The organism is Streptomyces odontomachi (assembly GCF_024435355.1).
Classification (GTDB): domain Bacteria; phylum Actinomycetota; class Actinomycetes; order Streptomycetales; family Streptomycetaceae; genus Streptomyces; species Streptomyces odontomachi.
The window spans coordinates 1-16837 of the sequence record NZ_JAMJWG010000013.1 but is presented as its reverse complement, the minus strand read 5'-3'; the positions used below and the strand labels follow the sequence as shown (position 1 = coordinate 16837).

Annotated in this window: 13 protein-coding genes; 5 read left to right on the top strand and 8 right to left on the bottom strand. The window is 73.0% G+C overall.

Annotated features, from left to right (window positions below; translation table 11 throughout):
* Position 1: 1 nt before the first annotated feature.
* Both ftsL and rsmH read right to left on the bottom strand, forming a co-directional pair.
* Positions 2-526, bottom strand: a complete 525-nt coding sequence (ftsL, locus tag NQO67_RS24860) for a cell division protein FtsL (protein WP_255952462.1) — start codon at positions 524-526, stop codon at positions 2-4.
* A gap of 130 nt (positions 527-656) precedes the next feature.
* Positions 657-1745 (bottom strand): 16S rRNA (cytosine(1402)-N(4))-methyltransferase RsmH, encoded by a 1089-nt coding sequence (gene rsmH / locus NQO67_RS24855; protein ID WP_255952461.1) that lies wholly within the window; start codon positions 1743-1745, stop codon positions 657-659.
* 559 nt (positions 1746-2304) lie between these two features.
* Here rsmH and NQO67_RS24850 point away from each other — a divergent pair.
* The 4 genes from NQO67_RS24850 (at position 2305) to NQO67_RS24835 (ending at position 8400) form a co-directional block, all read left to right on the top strand.
* On the top strand, positions 2305-2859 hold the full coding sequence (locus tag NQO67_RS24850; protein WP_255952460.1) for a beta-class carbonic anhydrase: 555 nt from the start codon (positions 2305-2307) through the stop codon (positions 2857-2859).
* A gap of 576 nt (positions 2860-3435) precedes the next feature.
* Positions 3436-4506, top strand: a complete 1071-nt coding sequence (locus NQO67_RS24845; RefSeq protein WP_255952459.1) for an AAA family ATPase — start codon at positions 3436-3438, stop codon at positions 4504-4506.
* Positions 4503-5972, top strand: coding sequence for a DUF58 domain-containing protein (locus NQO67_RS24840; RefSeq protein ID WP_255952458.1), 1470 nt, complete (start codon positions 4503-4505; stop codon positions 5970-5972). The genes NQO67_RS24845 and NQO67_RS24840 overlap by 4 nt, the downstream gene beginning before the upstream one ends.
* 28 nt (positions 5973-6000) lie before the next feature.
* Positions 6001-8400 (top strand): transglutaminase TgpA family protein, encoded by a 2400-nt coding sequence (locus NQO67_RS24835; RefSeq protein WP_255952457.1) that lies wholly within the window; start codon positions 6001-6003, stop codon positions 8398-8400.
* Positions 8401-8633: 233 nt separating this feature from the next.
* Here the strand turns inward: NQO67_RS24835 and NQO67_RS24830 are convergent, their stop codons facing one another.
* From NQO67_RS24830 to NQO67_RS24820, 3 genes are all read right to left on the bottom strand, one after another.
* Positions 8634-9035: an SCO2097 family morphological protein gene (locus NQO67_RS24830; RefSeq protein ID WP_255952456.1), complete on the bottom strand. Its 402-nt coding sequence runs from the start codon at positions 9033-9035 to the stop codon at positions 8634-8636.
* Positions 9036-9639: 604 nt separating this feature from the next.
* Positions 9640-10404, bottom strand: coding sequence for a methyltransferase (locus NQO67_RS24825; RefSeq protein WP_255952455.1), 765 nt, complete (start codon positions 10402-10404; stop codon positions 9640-9642).
* Positions 10405-10663: 259 nt separating this feature from the next.
* Positions 10664-11293, bottom strand: coding sequence for an SAV_6107 family HEPN domain-containing protein (locus NQO67_RS24820; protein ID WP_255952454.1), 630 nt, complete (start codon positions 11291-11293; stop codon positions 10664-10666).
* Between the two features lie 618 nt (positions 11294-11911).
* Between NQO67_RS24820 and NQO67_RS24815 the strand changes: the two genes are divergently transcribed.
* Positions 11912-13444, top strand: a complete 1533-nt coding sequence (locus tag NQO67_RS24815; RefSeq protein WP_255952453.1) for a phytoene desaturase family protein — start codon at positions 11912-11914, stop codon at positions 13442-13444.
* Positions 13445-13544: 100 nt separating this feature from the next.
* On the opposite strand, the gene NQO67_RS24810 is transcribed toward NQO67_RS24815, so the two are convergent.
* The 3 genes from NQO67_RS24810 to thiE form a co-directional block, all read right to left on the bottom strand.
* Positions 13545-14780, bottom strand: a complete 1236-nt coding sequence (locus NQO67_RS24810; RefSeq protein ID WP_308295696.1) for a hypothetical protein — start codon at positions 14778-14780, stop codon at positions 13545-13547.
* 54 nt (positions 14781-14834) lie between these two features.
* Positions 14835-15755, bottom strand: coding sequence for a methylenetetrahydrofolate reductase [NAD(P)H] (gene metF / locus NQO67_RS24805; RefSeq protein ID WP_255952452.1), 921 nt, complete (start codon positions 15753-15755; stop codon positions 14835-14837).
* Positions 15756-15957: 202 nt separating this feature from the next.
* A complete protein-coding gene (gene thiE, locus NQO67_RS24800; RefSeq protein WP_255952693.1) occupies positions 15958-16605 on the bottom strand; it encodes a thiamine phosphate synthase in 648 nt (215 codons plus the stop codon).
* Positions 16606-16837: the final 232 nt, after the last annotated feature.

Here is a 16837-nt window from a genome sequence, read left to right as displayed (position 1 = left end):
GTCACCTGGCCAAGGTCGAAGTGGTGGGTTCGGGGCCGGCGCCGGCGGTCCCGTGCGACGCGGTCCCCGAGGCGCTCGGGGTGCCGGCGCCGGACGTTGCGGTGCCGCCGGGGCCGGTGGTGCCGCCGGTGGCGGTGGGGGTCGGCGAGGGCTCCGGAGCCGGCGCGGGGGCACCGGGGACGCCGCGCACGGTGCCGTCCGGGCTGATGAAGGCCGGGTCACCGCCCGGCACCATGCCGAGGCCGTGGGCGCGGCGCTCCAGGGCGCCCGGGTCCTCGTAGCCGCTCACCTCACGCTGGAGGGCCTGCTCCTCGTCGGTGAGGTCGGTGGTCTGCTTCTCGATCTTGCTCAGCTCGAACGAGCCCTCGTTGAGGGAGGAGTTCAGCATCAGCAGGGTGAGCAGGCCGCCGCTCAGCAGCACCACGATCAACACCACGAAGGGCGTACGGGCCGCCCGGCCGGTGCCGGCCGGCAGCAGCCGGGCCAGTCGGGCGGCCCTGCCCCGCAGTTCGGTCTTCCGTCTCATGGGTGCCTCCCCCACTTCCAGGTTCCCGCTGCCCGGACGAAACACAACACGCTTCCCATACCGGCGCCGCGGGACGGGCACGAGAACACCGTGAACGTTGCCGGGTCCGGGCTCCGTTCGACCGTGCCGCTCACGCGACCTCCTCGCGTACCCGCTCGGCGCCGCGCAACCGGGCCGGGGCGGCCCTGCGGTTGGCGGCGACCTCCTCCTCGGTCGGCAGTTCGGCGCCGCGCGTGAGCAGCTTCAGCCGGGGCTGGTAGCGCTCGGGGACGAGCGGCAGGCCGGGCGGGGCCGTGCTGCTGGCCCCGGCCGTCAGCACCTGCTTGACCAGCCGGTCCTCCAGCGACTGGTACGCCAGGACGGCGATCCGGCCACCGACGGCCAGCGCCTGGACGGCGGCCGGCAGCGCACGCTCCAGAACGGCGAGTTCGCCGTTGACCTCGATGCGCAGCGCCTGGAAGGTGCGCTTGGCAGGGTTGCCGCCGGTGCGCATGGCGGCCTGCGGCAGCGCCTCTCGGATCACCGCGACGAGCCGGGCGCTGGTGGTGAAGGGCTCCTTCGCGCGCTCGCGCACGATGGCGGACACGATGCGCTTGGCCTGCCGCTCCTCGCCGTAGGTGCGCAGGATGCGCACCAGCTCACCGGCCGGGTAGGTGTTCAGCACCTCGGCCGCGCTGATCCCGTGCGACTGGTCCATGCGCATGTCCAGGGGCGCGTCCTGGGCGTAGGCGAAGCCGCGCTCGGCCTCGTCGAGCTGGAGGGAGGAGACCCCGAGGTCGAACAGCACCCCCTGCACCCGCGGCACGCCGAGCCGCGCCAGGACGTCCGGCAACTCGTCGTAGACCGCATGGACCAACGTGGCCCGCTCGCCGTAACGGGCCAACCGCTCGCCCGCCAGGCGCAGGGCCTCCTTGTCACGGTCGAGGGCGATGAGCCGGGCGGCCGGGAAGGTGCCCAGCAGGGCCTCGCTGTGGCCGCCGAGGCCGAGGGTGCAGTCCACCACGACGGCGCCGGGCGGGGTGAGCGCGGGGGCCAGCAGGTCCAGGCAGCGTTGCAGCATGACGGGAACGTGCCGCTCCCGGCCCGTCGGCTGACCGCCGGCTTCCTCCCGGCCCGCCGGCTGATCGCCGGCTTCCTCCCGGCCCGCCGGCTGATCGCCGGCCTCGTGGGGGCCATGGTCGTCCCGGTCGGCGGGGTGGTGCTCCTCGCGCCCTTGCATTGGCCCTCTCAGGTCCGGCGCGGCGGCACGCACCGCCGGGTCCCCGCCCTCCCTCGGCCGGTGCCGGGAGGTGCCCCCCGCAAGGGGGAGGGCCCGCCGGGGAGATGCCGTCAGCCGACCGGAGGCGGGAGGAGGCCGAGCCGTACGTGCGCGCCCACGCACGCGGGATGTGTCCCGGAAGGGAAACCCCCTGCGGAACTCAAGCAGAAACAGCGGGTTCAGCGGAAACGAACCGAGCGGACCGAGCGGACGGCCGAGCTGGAAGCGCGTCCGGCCTCCCGCTTCGCGTCACTTTAGTCCACACTGTCGCCCGGTCAATCAACCGGCCTGCGCGTCGTCCGGCCAACCGGCCGGGGCCGCTCGCGCGGCCCGCACGGCCCGCGCCGCCCGGGGACCTTCCGGTCCGAAATCACCCGCACGTTCCCCTCGGGTTCACCCACCCGGTGGATCCGCACGCCTCCTGTGGACCGGATCACACCACGGATTCTTGATCTTCTTTGTCGGGTTTGTCGGGTCGTACAACGGGACGCCGCATGCCAGGCCCAGTACCTTCAGGGGTATGTCGACTTCCACTTCTCCTCAGGACCAGACCGTGGCAGACCCGCCCGGCGGCATAACCGGAACCGTCACGGACCGGCTCGTCGAAGCGAACGAACGCTATGCGGCCGCGTTCACCGACCCCGGCATGGACGCCCGGCCCGTCCTTCACGTGGCCGTCGTGGCCTGCATGGACGCCCGGATCGACCTGCACGCGGCGCTCGGTCTCGCCCTGGGCGACTGCCACACGATCCGCAACGCCGGCGGCGTGGTCACCGACGACGTCATCCGGTCCCTCGCCATCAGCCAGCGCGCTCTGGGTACCCGCAGGGTGATCCTCATCCACCACACCAACTGCGGCATGCAGACCATCACCGAGGACTTCCGGCACGACCTGGAGATGGAGGTGGGACAGCGGCCGCCGTGGGCCGTGGAGGCGTTCCGCGACGTCGACCAGGACGTGCGGCAGTCGATGGCACGGGTGCGCACCTCGCCGTTCCTGCCGCATCGGGACGACGTCCGCGGCTTCGTGTTCGACGTGCACTCGGGCGCGTTGCGGGAGATCGACCCGGCGTGACGCCGGCGACGGTCCTGGCGTGCCCGATCCGGGTGGCCCATGGCTGTGCTCCCGGGGGCCACCCCCGGGAGCACGAAGCATCCACAGCCAGCTGACACGAGCCAGTGACGGCAACAAGAATGCTGATTTGAACCCTCTCCCAGCCGAAGCAGGGGGATTCGTGGCTCAGGAAGCCTCGCAGGTCGGCAACCGACAAGGTCTTGCACCCTCAACACCAGCCGGGTTGGAACCAGCCCGGGGTCTTGGAACAGGCCCAAGGAGGAAGCGCTGGCTTGGCTCTCGCTCAGCGCGTTGTGCGTGCTTGGTTCTCGCAACGCACGAGGGTCAGCGTACCCGACCGTGCGGGCGGGGTTTCGCCCTGGAAGCAGCGTTCGGCCGAAGTCGGGGCCGTCCTCGAAGGAGACTTGATGACACGAACCAGTGACGGGAGAAGAATGCTGATATTCAGTCGAGCGGAACCGATCGTTGCCGTTCGGTGTCCGTGAATCGGGGTGGGGCCGGTGACGCAGATACGTCGGCCCTGATGTGGGTTTCCCCCGCGCCCTGGCGGGTGCGGGGATGGGCCGAGGAGGGCCGGTGACGACCTATGACGAGCGAGCGAGCCAGGGGGGTCCTGCTGCGCGAGCGGGGGACGATCTGACCAGTACGGCGGAGCGGGTCCGCCGTTCGGTCGAAGGGGTGATCGAGGGCAAGCCGGAAGTCGTCCGGCTCGCCCTCACGGTCCTCTTCGCCCAGGGCCACCTGCTGATCGAGGACGTGCCGGGCGTCGGCAAGACCATGCTCGCCAAGGCGCTCGCGAAATCCATCGACTGCTCGGTGCGGCGTATCCAGTTCACCCCCGACCTGCTCCCTTCGGACATCACCGGGGTGTCCATCTGGGACCAGCAGCGCCGGGACTTCGAGTTCAAACCGGGCGCGATCTTCGCCCAGATCGTCATCGGCGACGAGATCAACAGGGCCTCGCCCAAGACCCAGTCGGCGCTCCTGGAGTCCATGGAGGAGCGCCAGGTCACCATCGACGGCCAGACCTACGAGCTGCCCGCCCCGTTCATGGTGGTGGCCACCCAGAACCCGGTCGAGATGGAGGGCACCTACCCGCTGCCCGAGGCGCAGCGTGACCGCTTCATGGCCCGGGTGTCGATCGGCTACCCGCACCCGGAGGCCGAGCTCCAGATGCTGGACGTGCACGGCGGGGTCTCCCCGCTGGACGACCTGCGTCCGGTGGCGCACGCCCAGGACGTCGTGAAGCTCATCGACACGGTGCGGCGGGTGCACATGGCCGACTCGGTACGGCGCTACGCGGTCGACCTGGTCGCGGCCACCCGCAACCACCCGGACCTGCGGCTCGGCGCCTCACCGCGGGCGACCCTGCACCTGGTGCGGGCCGCCAGGGCTGCTGCGGCGCTGTCCGGCCGGGAGTACGCGCTGCCGGACGATGTGCAGGCACTCGCGGTGGCGGTGCTGGCCCACCGCCTGCTGCCCACCGCCCAGGCCCAGCTGAATCGCCGTACGGCCGAGCAGGTCGTCCATGAGATCCTCCAGCACACCCGGATCCCCGCATCGCCGCATCCGAACGGCGGCTTCGCCACCGGCCGCGGCGGCGCCTCGGTGTCCGGCGGGCAGCCGGGCGGCCGGGGGCTGGGATGACCGAGGCGTCCTCCCCCAGCGCCGCGCCGCCGTGGGTGGGGGCGCCTCCCACGCCCGTTCAGGGCAGTGGGGGCGCACCCCCGGCGTCGGGCCCGCACACCCCGCCAGGGCCTGCGGGGCCCGGTGAGGCCGGTGCGTCGGGGGGCACGGGTGGTGCGCTGCGCGTCGCCCTGGCCGGGCTGACCACCCGCGGCCGGTCCTTCCTGGCGGCCGGCATCGCAGCGGCGGTCTGTGCCTACCTGCTGGGGCAGAGCGATCTGCTGCGGGTCGGGCTGCTGCTCGCGGCGCTGCCGCTGATCTGTGCGCTGGTGCTGTACCGCACCCGGTACCGGGTGGCGAGCAGCCGCCGGCTGTCCCCCGCGCGGGTGCCCGCCGGCGCCGAGTCGCGGGTCCATCTGAGCGTGGACAACGTCTCGCGGCTGCCCACCGGGCTGCTGATGCTCCAGGACCGGGTGCCGTACGTGCTGGGGCCGCGGCCCCGCTTCGTGCTGGACCGGGTGGAGTCCGGCGGCCGGCGCGAGGTGTCCTACCGGGTCCGTTCCGACCTGCGCGGCCGCTATCCGCTCGGCCCGCTCCAGCTCCGTCTCACCGACCCGTTCGGCATGTGCGAGCTGACCCGATCCTTCCTCACCTACGACACGCTCACGGTCGTGCCGCGGGTCGAGCCGCTGCCGCCGGTACGGCTGACCGGCGCGGCCCTGGGGTACGGCGACGGACGGCAGCGCTCCCTCGCGCTGGCCGGCGAGGACGACGTCATCCCGCGCGGCTACCGGCACGGCGATGACCTGCGCCGGGTGCACTGGCGCTCCACCGCGCGCTACGGCGAGCTGATGGTGCGCCGCGAGGAGCAGCCGCAGCGGGCCCGCTGCACGGTCCTGCTGGACACCCGTGCGATCGGCTTCGAGGGTGCGGGCCCCGGCTCGGCCTTCGAGTGGGCCGTCTCCGGCACGGCGTCCGCTCTGGTGCACATGCTGGAGCGGGGTTTCTCGGTGCGGCTGCTGACGGACACCGGCGCCTCCGTGCCCGGTGAGGGGTCCGACGGCTTCGCGGGCACCAGCCAGGAGTCGGCGGACGCGGCGGGCCTGCTGATGGACACCCTCGCGGTCCTCGACCACTCCGACGGTACGGGCCTGTCGGCCGCGTACGACGTGCTGCGCACCGGTGCCGAGGGCCTGCTCGTGGCCTATCTGGGCGATATGGACGAGGGACAGGCCACCGTGGTCGCCTCCATGCGCCGGCGCTCCGGCGCCGCGGTGGCGTTCCTGCTGGACCCCGCCATGTGGTCGGGCGGCAGTGCGGTGCCCTCGCCCGGGTGCGAGGACCGGTTGCGGCAGCTGCGTGAGGCGGGCTGGACGGCGATCGCGGTGCCGCCCGGCGCAGGGGTGGCCCGGATGTGGCGAGAGGCGGACCGGCTGCGGGCGTCGGAGAGCGCCGCCGCCGGCAAGGTGACGGGGGGCTGGTCGTGAACGGGTGCATCAGGGGCGGGGGCCGGTCATGAGCGGCCGGACGCGGCTGGCGGTGTGCGCGACCGTGGCCACCCTGCTGGCGTCGTGTGCGCTGCTGCCGCTGGTCGATCCGTCGACCTGGCTGCTGGAGGCGGCCTTCCTGCTGGTGATCCAGACCTGCGTGGGCGCGGTGGCCCGGCGGGTGCCGCTGGCCAGGCCGCTGACGGTGCTCACGCAGGCCGTGGTGACGCTGCTGCTGCTGACGCTGACGTTCGCCCGGATGCAGGCGGTCGCCGGGATCGTGCCGACGCCTGAGGTCTTCGACCGGTTCGGCCTGCTGATGCAGACGGGCAGTACCGACGTCGCCCAGTACGCGACGCCGGCGCCGCTCACCGACGGCATACGGCTGATGCTCGTCGGCGGGGTGCTGCTGATCGGACTCGCCGTCGACGCCCTCGCCGTGACCTTCCGTAACGCGGCACCGGCCGGGTTGCCGCTGCTGGCGCTGTACTCGGTCGCCGCCGGCCTGTCGGACAACGCGGCGGACTGGCTGTGGTTCCTGCTGGCGGCCGCCGGCTACCTGCTGCTGCTCCTGGCCGAGGGCCGGGACCGGCTCTCCCGGTGGGGCCGGGTCTTCGGTTCCGTGCCGGATGCCGACGGGGGTGGTGGCTCGGCGGTCGCGCCGGTACGCGCCGGCCGTCGGATCGGCGCCGTCGCGCTGGGCGTGGCGCTCCTCATCCCGGTGGCGCTGCCCACGCTGGACGGCGGGCTGCTGGACCCGACCGGGCAGGGCCGCGGCGTCGGCCGGGGCGGCGGGGGCACCATCTCGGCGGTGAACCCGCTGGTCTCGCTCCAGAACAGCCTCAACCAGCCGGAGGACCGGCAGGTCATGTCGTACCGCACGGACTCCAGTGCGGGCACCGAGCAGTACCTGCGGATCGTGGCCCTGGACGACTTCGACGGCGCCAGCTGGCGGCCGTCGGTGCGGCGCATCACGGATGTACCGGACATCTTCCCGGATCCGCAGGGCCTCGGGCCGGATGTCCGCAGGACGGAGGTCCACACCTCCATCACGGCGGCCAGCTGGTACGCCCAGGACTGGCTGCCCATGCCGTATCCGGCGAGCCAGGTGAGCATCTCCGGACGGTGGCGGTACGAGCCGGTGGGGCGCACCCTGGTGGGCGACCACGGCCAGACCACCCGGGGCGAGCGGTACCAGGTGACCAGCCTGGTGGTGCAGCCGACCGTCGAGCAGCTGGCCGACGCGCCGCCGGCGCCTCCCGAGGTGCAGCGGGAGTACACCAAGGTGCCCGCGTCGCTGCCCGGGGTGGTCGCCAGCACGGCACGCGACGTCACCCGCGGCGCTCGGAACGACTACGAGCGGGCGGTGAAGCTACAGACCTGGTTCACGGAGGACGGCGGCTTCACCTACGACACCACGGTGCAGACCGGCAGCGGAGCCAAGGCGATCGCCAAGTTCCTCCGCGACCGTGAGGGCTTCTGCGTGCACTTCTCGTTCGCGATGGCGGCCATGGCCCGCACCCTGGGGATACCGGCGCGGGTGGCGGTCGGCTTCACCCCCGGCACCCCGTCGAGTGCCGACACCATGTCGGTCGGCCTGAAGGACGCGCACGCCTGGCCCGAGCTGTACTTCGAGGGCGTCGGCTGGATCCGTTTCGAGCCGACGCCGAACCGCGGAAGCCTGCCCGACTACACCCGTACCGACGAGCCGAGCGACAGTTCGAGCGACCCGGGGTTGCCCGCCAAGCCCGATCCGTCCGTCCCGTCGGCCGAGCCGTCGGCCTCGGACAGCTGTAGTGCGCAGGAGAAGCGGGTGGATGTGTGCGGGAGCACCGCGCCGCACGCCGCCGGGGGTTCCGGCGGCGACGGGCGGCCGCTCGGGTGGATCGTCGCCGGTGCGGTGGGCGCCGCGCTCGTGCTGCTCGCGCTGCCGCTGCTGCCGATGTTCTGGCGGATGCGGGTGCGGGCACGGCGTCTGGGCACCCCGGCGCGTGCCCCGGCCGATGCGGCGGCGCGCACGCTGGCGGCCTGGGCGGAGGTGCTGGACACGGCCTGGGACTACGGCATCGCGCCCAACGAGTCCGAGACGCCGCGCAGGGCTGCCGCCCGGATCGTGCGGGCGGCCCGGCTCGACACCGGTGCCGCGGAGTGCGTGCACCGGGTGGCGAGCGCGGTGGAGCAGGTGCTCTTCGCGCCACGGCCGGGTCCGGCGGCAGGGCTGGCCGACGATGTGCGGCGGCTGTCGGCGGCGATCGGCGTCTCGGCGGGGCGCGCGGCCCGGATCCGGGCGCGGTTCGCCCCACGGTCTGCGGCGCGGGTGGTGTGGGCTGCCCGGGCGCGTAGGCGGGCTCTGGCGGCCCGGGTGCGGGCGGGCCTGTTCCGCCGCCTGCGTACCCCGGTCACCCGTACGTCGGGGCAGCAGGGGTAGGTGTCGGCGCCGGGTGGGCGCCGCCTACGGGGCTCCGGTCGGGGTCCGGGCGGCGTCCACCCGGACCCCGCCGGGCGCCGGCGGCAGCCACCTGCGCGCCGGCCTGGCGGCGGCGGCCGTATGCGCACCGGCCTGGCGAAGGGCGGTGCTTTCGACATGACGAAGGGCGACACCTTGCGGAGTCGCCCTTTGGAGCTTGGAGGGCCTGCCGGCCCGGTGGAGAAGTGGGCCCGCTACTGGCCCTGTTCGTCACGGCGTCGCTGCCACCGTTCCTCGATGCGGTCCATCATCGAGCGCCGTTGCCGTCCCTGCCGTCGCGCCTGGGGCACCTCGCGTGTGCCGGCGGCTGGCTGCTCGCCGGACTTCGGTGCCTTGCGCCAGCCGGTCACGGCGAGCACCGCGCAGGCCAGCATGACCAGGAAGCCCACTACGCTGAGCCAGATCAGCGGGGCGACCATGCCGCCCATGAGAAGGGCGATACCCACAAGGAAGCCCACGACCGCCAGGTAGGCCCGCCGCCGGGTGTACCTGCGCAGCCCGCTTCTCTCAAGCGCTGTCGCGAACTTGGGATCTTCGGCGTACAGCGCTCGCTCCATCTGCTCGAGCATTCGCTGCTCGTGCTCCGAGAGCGGCACGGAGTCCCTCCTCATCTGCGGTCGCCGGGACGACCGGGGGTTCCCTTCAGGATAGGCAGGGAATCGCCCCCGTGAAACCCGCCCTTCTACGCCAGTTCGCCACCCGGAAGGCCATGCGATCCGAGTCGCTGACACGTGCATTACCCAGCGTTCGGTCCGTCATGCCGGACGGCCTCCTTCGATCATACGGCGCCGGCCGCCCGATCGGGTGTCCTGTGAAGTACTCCATCTGCGGCTGCGTCGCTGATCAGCGGATTGGTCCATGTCGGGCAGGACATCGCTGCGGGCGAGGATCCGGGCGCGCACCGGGCGGCAACGCGGGCGCGGGCTCCGTGTGCTGGCCGGTAGCGGCCACGGACCCCGAAACCGGTGGTCACGGGTGGGGCCCGATGGTACTGCCGTGGGCCGCTTCACAGCCTCCGGCACCGGTACCGGGCCGGGTCCCCGGCGCGGTGCCCGATCCCGGGCCGCGGCCGATCCAGGCACCGGCGCCTGCGCGGCGCCTGGGCGGCGACCGCTGCCCATGCCCAGGCCCGGGCCCGGGCCTGCGCGACCCGCTGCCCGGGTCCAGGCACGCGCCTGCGCGGTCCGGCAGGGCTCAGGCCTACGCCTCGGCCTCCTTCTCGCCCAGCACGTGCAGCTGCGTGGCGATGGAGTGGAACGCGGGAACCTCGGCGGCCGCCGCCTCCAGCCTGAGCAGATCTGCCACGGCGCCTGGTTCGGTGTCGACGAGCGCGCCGGGGACCAGGTCCGCGAAGATCCGGACGCCGTGCACCGCGCTGACGCGCACGCCGGCGCGCTGGACGAGGGCGGTCAGCTGCTCGACGGTGAAGCGCCGCGGCACGGGGTCGCCTTCACCCCAGCGGCCCTCGGGGTCGGCGAGGGCCTGCCGGGCCTCCGCGAAGTGACCGGCCAGGGCGCGCGAGAGCACGGCACCACCGAGCCCCGCGGCCAGCAGGCTGAGCACCCCGGACGGGCGCAGCGCGCCGATCACGTTGCGCAGGCCCTCCGCCGGGTCGTCCACGTACTCGAGGACGCCGTGGCAGAGCACCGCGTCGTAGCCACCGGGCTCGACCACGTCGAAGAGGCCGAGCGCATCGCCCTGCACGCCCTGGATGCGGTCGGCGACGTCGGCCTCCACGGCCCTGCGCTCCAGCGCGAACAGCGCGTTGGGGCTGGGGTCGACGACGGTGACGCGGTGGCCGAGGCGGGCGACCGGCACGGCGAAGTGACCGCTGCCGCCCCCGGTGTCGAGGACGTCGAGTTGCGCCTGCCCGGTGGTTTTGACCCGGTGGTCCAAGGTGTTCTGGAGAACATCCCAGACCACGGCAGTACGGAGAGAAGCGCGGGGACGCATCGGGTCCGGCACGGGGTGACTCCTCGGCGCGGCACCGCCTGTACGTCGGCGGAGCGATGGGCGAACAGTGCGCCTTTGCCGCCCCAGGGCAGGGACGGTGCAGGCGCCTCCACCCTATTGCCTGCCCGCGCTGCGCTTCGGTATGGCCTACCCGGCACCGATCTGCGCCGTGTGCTGGTACGGCCCCGGGCCGGCCGTCGGTACGTCCCCGCGCCCGCCGTACGCCCGGCCACCCGGAGCCCGGCACCGGGAGCCCGTCAGCCCGTGCTGGTCAGCCCGCGTCCGGCATCGGCTCCGCCTGCTTCACGTCCTCCTCCCCTTCGGTGCGGGAGGGCCACCGCGCGTCGGTCGCCGGGTCGCCCTGGTGCTCACGGTGCTGCCGGGTCGGGTGATCACCGGAAGGGTGCGGGAGCACCGGCTGGAGCACCAGCATCCGCTCGACCAGACGGAGGAACATCGCCACGTCACGCAGCAGGTCATCGGCGTCCCGGCGGCTCGCCGCACCCGGTATGCCGGCCTCGGCGCGAGCCCGGCGGCGGGCGCCCGAGGCGAACAGGGCGCTCCATTCGGTCAGTTCGGGAGCTATTTCGGGGAGTACTTCCCATGCGCTCCGGATGCGGGCCCGGCGGCGCGGGTGGGTCTCCGGCCGGCCGCGGGCGGCGAGCACGGCGGCGGCGATGCGCAGCGCGGCCAGGTGGGCGGTGGCGTAGCGCTCGTTCGGCGGGTCGAGCAGGGTGGCCTCGTCGAGCCCGGTGCGGGCTTTGGCGAGCAGGTCGAGCGCTGCGGGCGGGGCCGTGGCGCGGCGGAGTACGGGGTGCACATCGGTGGCAGGGCCGGTCAGCGAGGGAGCAGGGCCGGCGGCGCGGCGCCGGGCTGCGGCTGCTGCGGAAGAACTGGCCATGGCGAACCTCCTGTCGTCTCCGTGACGGCCCGGTGGCCATCAGTGCTCATCGTGGACCATGCCACTGACAATCGGCTCTGACCTGCATTTATGTATCGATCGCACGTTCGGAAGGCAAGTGGAAGCCGGAGGTCGGGTGGAAGCTGGAGAACGAAGGCAGCGGGCTCAGGAAAACGGCGCACGACACACGAAACGCCGGTCCGCCGCGGTCTCGTTGCCAAGACCGCACCGGACCGGCGCCCCCCGTATCCCTCCACCGGCTCCCGTGGTCCGTGACCCGCGGCCCGTGGCGTCCGGCCCGTCGTCCCCCCGACGGCCCGCACTCCCCCGTGGGCCGCATCGGTCGACCGGGCCGGGCCGCCGCCGGAACCTCCGGGAGCGGTGGCCAAGGGCGCTGCGCCGTTCCGCCGCCCCGTGTCGGCGGTCCGGCGCCGCGCGCCCTTCCGTGCCCTCACTCTTCCGTCTTCGCCGGATCGGCCCCATCCGCTTGGCTACTCATCTGTGCACCTGGGTACCCGTACTCAGTTCCTGGGGGCCGGGCACACCGGGCCCTGAGCACCGGCCACATCAGACCGGTCACGGAACGGGCTGGTGACGGCGGCCGATAAGGTCCCTGGCATGGCACGGATTGCGGTGATCGGCGCCGGGATGGGCGCGATGGCGGCCGCCGCTCGGCTGGCCGTCGCGGGCCACCGGGTGGTGGTGTACGAGCGGGGAGACACGTTCGGTGGGGCGCTGGGCGCCGTACAGCGTGCGGGCTTCACCTTCGACACGGGCCCCGGCCTGCTCGGACTGCCCGCGGTCTACCGGGACCTGCTCGTCAAGACCGGCAAGGAACCGCTGGAGGAGAGCGTCGAACTGACGCAGGTGGAGCCCGCGGTGCGGCATGTCTTTGCGGACGGCACCGACGTGCGGTTGGCGAACGCCTCGCGCGCCGCCGTGGCGCACGCGCTGGACGAGGCGCTCGGCGCCGGCGCGGGCGAGCGGTGGGCGGCCTTCCTGAACCGCGCCCGGGAGGCCTGGGACCGCAGCCGCCGCCCGCTGCTCGAGGAACCCCTGTGGCCGAACTGGCAGGTGCTCGCCGACCGCGACCCGTACCCGGCACCGGTGGTGCGGCGCGGACTGCTGCGCAGGCGTGCGGCGACCACCGTCGCCGAGATCGCCGAGTGGGAGTTGGGCGACGACCCCCGGCTGCGCGCCGTGCTGGAGCACCATGCGCTGGCCGCCGGTCTCGACCCGCGCAGCACCCCCGCGTCCGCCGCTGTGCTGCCGTACGTGGCGCAGACCTTCGGAACGTGGGCGGTCCGCGGCGGGGTGCGGGCCCTGGCGCGGGCCGTGTACGAGCGATGCCAGGCCCGGAAGGTGGAGTTCCGTTTCGGTGCGGCGGTGACCCGGATCGTCGAGAAGGACGGCCGGGCGGCCGGTGTCGAGACGGCGGACGGCACGGTCGAGGAAGCGGATCTGGTGGTCGCCGGTGTCGCCCCGGAGGTGCTCGACGCTCTGCTGCCCGGCCGCCTGGCACGTACGGCCGGTGATGTGCCGGCAAGGTCGGGGCTGCCCAGCCGGCTCACGCTCCTGCTGGCCCTGCGCGGTCCGCGCCCCGAAGGCACCGCACACCGCACGGTGGTGCACACGGCGGACCGCACCGCCGAACTCGACGCGCTGTTCGGTACGGGCGCCTCCCCGTCCGCCCCGGCACCGGGAGACCGCCCCGGCGCCCCCGTGTCGCCGACGGTCACGGTGCTGCGTCCCGCCGACCCGTCCCTGGTGCCCGACACCGGACACGAGGCCGTCACGGTCACGGCCACGGTGCCGGCGGGCGCCGAGATCACCGATGCCGACGTGGAGCGGGTGCTGGCGCGCGTGGAGCGCGCGATCGAGGGGCTGCGTGACCGCCTGCTCTGGCACGAGGTGCGCACCCCGGCGGACGTCGCGGAGGCGACGGGCGCGGCGGGCGGTGCGGTGCCGCCGCCCGCGCTGGCCGCCGCGGCCGGCCGGCTGCTGCATCCGTCGAACACCACACGGCTGCCGGGCCTGTTCACGGTCGGCGGCTGGTCGCACCCCGGCGGCGGGCTGCCGCATGCGGGCATGTCGGGTGCCCTGGTCGCCGGACTGATCGTGGAGGGGCCGGAGTTCCGCGGATCGCAGTGACCCGCCGGGCAGCGGATCGCGCGGCACGGCCGGCGGGTCAGCACCGGGTCAGTACCGGTTCGAGTGCCGGCTCAGTTCAGTACCGGTTCAAGTGCCCGGGTCAGTACCGGTATTGCTGCTCGTTCGGGCCGTACCCGTACCCCTGGTTTCCCGCGGGGTCGTAGCCGTCGGGCTCGCCCTGGTAGGGGTACGGCTGCGGGGGCTGCTGGCCGGCGTCGTACGGGTCCTCGGTGGCACGCTGCTGCGGCATCCAGACGCCGTCGGGCGGGGTGGGGGTCTGGGGCTGCATGTCGTAGGCCTGGGCGGCGTACGGGTCTTGGGACGGGTAGTCGTACCCCTGCTGGCCGGCGTACGGGTCATACGGCGGCTGGGCACCGTAGCCCTGCGTGTCCCCCGGGACGCCGCCCATGCCCCCGTCGGCCATGCCGGGGCCGGCCGGCGCCGCGGCATACGGGTCTGCGGCGTACGCGGCGTACTGCTGGCCGTTGTCGTAACCGTACTGGTGGTCCTCGCCGTACGGACGGTCCTCGTGGCCCCCGTAGGCGTCGTAGCCGTAACCCGTGGCGTAGTCGGCCGACGGTGCGCCCGCCGCGGCGGCGTCCCAGGCCGGGGCGGACGGCGGGGCGTAGGCGGTGTCGGCGCCTGCGGGCACGTAGTCCGGCTGGTCGGGGTGCGGGTAGCCGTAGGCGGTGGTGTCGGGCGCGGGGGGCGGGGTGTCGTAGCCGGCGCCGGCGGCAGCGGTGTCACGGCCGTAGATGCCGTACGAGCCTGTGTCCTCCGGGAGCGGCTCCGGCGCGTAGACCGGCGCTTCGGGCCGGCGTGACGCTCGATCGGCCTCGAACACCGACGGGTCCTCGTACACCGAGGAGTCCGGATACGCCGACGTCTCCGGCGGATACGGCGGCGCGTCCGCGGGGAAAGCGGCCGGGTCCGGCTGGTGCGGCGGCGGGTCGGACGGGAACGGCGGCTGGGCCGGCTCGTACTCCACGTCGGAGACCTGGAGGGTGGGGTCCTGGAAGGCCTCAGGGCGTCCGGGATCGGTCTTGCGGCGCTTGCTCGCTCCCGGCCTGCCGCCCAGTGCCCAACCCGTGGAGAAACCCCGCCGGAAGGAGAGCGTGACGTAGGTCTGCCCGGTGGCGAAGGCGGCCGCGCCGAGCACGATGACCACGACCGAGCCCAGGAACACGCCGGTGACCACGCCGAGGAACCCGACGAAGGCGAGCAGCCGCCAGCGCAGCCGGGCCTTGTACTGCAACAGCACCTCGCCGAGCAGCCAGAGCGCAACGATGCCGAATGCGATGTAGAGGACCGTCCAGCCCATGCCCGCCCCTCTCATGCGCTCTCGTCTCGTACGACCGCTGCGCCCTGTGCGGCAAGAGTACGGCCGGTATCAGGCCACCGACGGGTGCAGGCCCAGGTTTTCGTGGATTTCCAACGTCGCCGTGGAGTTGTTGAGCGTGATGAAGTGCAGCCCCGGAACACCCTCCGCCAGGAGGCTCGCGCAGAACTCCGTTGCGAACTCGATACCTACGGAGCGTACCGCCGCGGGATCGTCCTGTACCGCGAGGATCCGGTCGCGGAGTTCGGCGGGGAAGGTCGCGTTGCTGAGCTGCGGCAGCCGCTCGAGCATCTTCACGCTGGTGACCGGCAGGACCTCCGGGATGATCGGGGTGTCGCAGCCGGCCGCGGCGACCCGGTCCCGCAGCCTCAGGTAGGACTCCGGGTGGAAGAACATCTGCGTGATGGCGTAGTCGGCGCCGGCCCGGCACTTGGCTATGAAGTGCCGGGTGTCGGAGTCCACGTCGCCGGAGCGCGGGTGCATCTCCGGGAACGCGGCGACACCCACGCAGAAGTCGCCGGACTCCTTGATGAGCTCGACCAGCTCGGCGGCGTAGGTGAGCCCCGACGGGTGCGGGATCCAGTCCCCCATGGGGTCGCCGGGCGGGTCGCCGCGCACCGCGAGCATGTTGCGGATCCCGGCGTCCGCGTACTGGCCGATGATGTTGCGCAGCTCGGCGATGGAGTGGTCGACGGCGGTCAGATGGGCGACCGGGGTGAGGGTGGTGTCGGCGACGATCTGCTGGGTGGCCTTCACCGTGCCCGCCCGGGTGGAACCGCCGGCACCGTACGTGACGGAGACGAAGCTCGGCGCGACCGCCTCGACCCGGCGCAGGGCGTTCCACAGGTTCCGCTCACCCTTGGGGGTCTTCGGCGCCCAGAACTCGAACGAGTACGTGGTGGTGCCGGACGTGAGCATGTCGCGCACCGTGGGTGCGCGATCCGACCTGACCGATGCGATGCCGAAAGCCATACGGGCAGGTTAGCCAGGCTGCCGCGGGTCACAAAGCAGAGCCGGGACGATTGTCTCGTTTATAGAATTATTTACAGGATTAAATGTCGGATTATTTGGCCGGTTGCCGTCCACGGATCGGACAGGGTGCATCTGCGGTTCAGGTTGCGCCAGGTGAGTGGTGCTTCCAGCCGTGCGGCGGGGCCGGGCCCGCCCCGCCGGATCATGCCGCGCGCAGCCGCTTCGTGAACTGAGCCGCCGCCGACTGCGGGTCGTCCGCTTCGGTGATCGCGCGGACGACGACGATGCGTCGGGCGCCCGCGTCCAGGACCTGGTCGAGGTTGCCCAGGTCGATGCCGCCGATCGCGAACCAGGGGCGGTGGGTGTCCAGGGTGGCGGCGTGCCGCACCAGGTCGAGGCCCGGGGCGTGCCGGCCGGGCTTGGTCGGGGTGGGCCAGCACGGACCGGTGCAGAAGTAGTCGACGCCCTCCTGGACGGCGGCGGCCGTGGCCTCGGGCGCGGAGTGCGTGGAGCGGCCGATGAGGACGCCGGCGCCGAGGATGCCGCGGGCCGCCGGGACGGGCAGGTCGCCCTGGCCCAGGTGGAGCACGTCGGAGCCGATGGCGTGCGCGATGTCGGCGCGGTCGTTCACCGCGAGCAGCTTGCCGTGCCGGCGGCACGCGTCCGCGAAGACCTCCAGGTGCGCCAGCTCCTCGGCGGCCTCCATCGGCTCGCCGGCCCGCTTGTCCCGGAGCTGGACGATGTCGACCCCGCCGGCCAGGGCCGCGTCCAGGAACGCGGGCAGGTCGCCCTGCCGGGTGCGGGCGTCCGTGCACAGGTAGAGCCGGGCGTCGGCGAGCCGGTCACGCAGCGCGGCGTGCGGGTCGGAGGCGGTGCTGGAGGCGGTTGCGGGGGGATCGGGAGAGCGGCGGGGAGGGGAAGAGGGGACGTCCTGGGGTAGATCTCGGGGGGGGGCCGGTCATTTAAAAAAAAAAAAAATAAACAAGTTTGCTGGATGTGCGTTTATTGACGTTGTCAAGTTGATATAGGTCGTGTGTATTAGGTTGTTTTGGTTTCTGTACGTATTTGTATATTTGCTATCG

Bases quoted from the DNA above. Each gene is read 5' to 3' on its own strand.
- ftsL (WP_255952462.1), bottom strand. From the start codon at position 526: ATGAGACGGAAGACCGAACTGCGGGGCAGGGCCGCCCGACTGGCCCGG.
- rsmH (WP_255952461.1), bottom strand. From the start codon at position 1,745: ATGCAAGGGCGCGAGGAGCACCACCCCGCCGACCGGGACGACCATGGC.
- NQO67_RS24850 (WP_255952460.1), top strand. From the start codon at position 2,305: ATGTCGACTTCCACTTCTCCTCAGGACCAGACCGTGGCAGACCCGCCC.
- NQO67_RS24840 (WP_255952458.1), top strand. From the start codon at position 4,503: ATGACCGAGGCGTCCTCCCCCAGCGCCGCGCCGCCGTGGGTGGGGGCG.
- NQO67_RS24835 (WP_255952457.1), top strand. From the start codon at position 6,001: ATGAGCGGCCGGACGCGGCTGGCGGTGTGCGCGACCGTGGCCACCCTG.
- NQO67_RS24820 (WP_255952454.1), bottom strand. From the start codon at position 11,293: ATGGCCAGTTCTTCCGCAGCAGCCGCAGCCCGGCGCCGCGCCGCCGGC.
- NQO67_RS24815 (WP_255952453.1), top strand. From the start codon at position 11,912: ATGGCACGGATTGCGGTGATCGGCGCCGGGATGGGCGCGATGGCGGCC.
- NQO67_RS24810 (WP_308295696.1), bottom strand. From the start codon at position 14,780: ATGAGAGGGGCGGGCATGGGCTGGACGGTCCTCTACATCGCATTCGGC.
- metF (WP_255952452.1), bottom strand. From the start codon at position 15,755: ATGGCTTTCGGCATCGCATCGGTCAGGTCGGATCGCGCACCCACGGTG.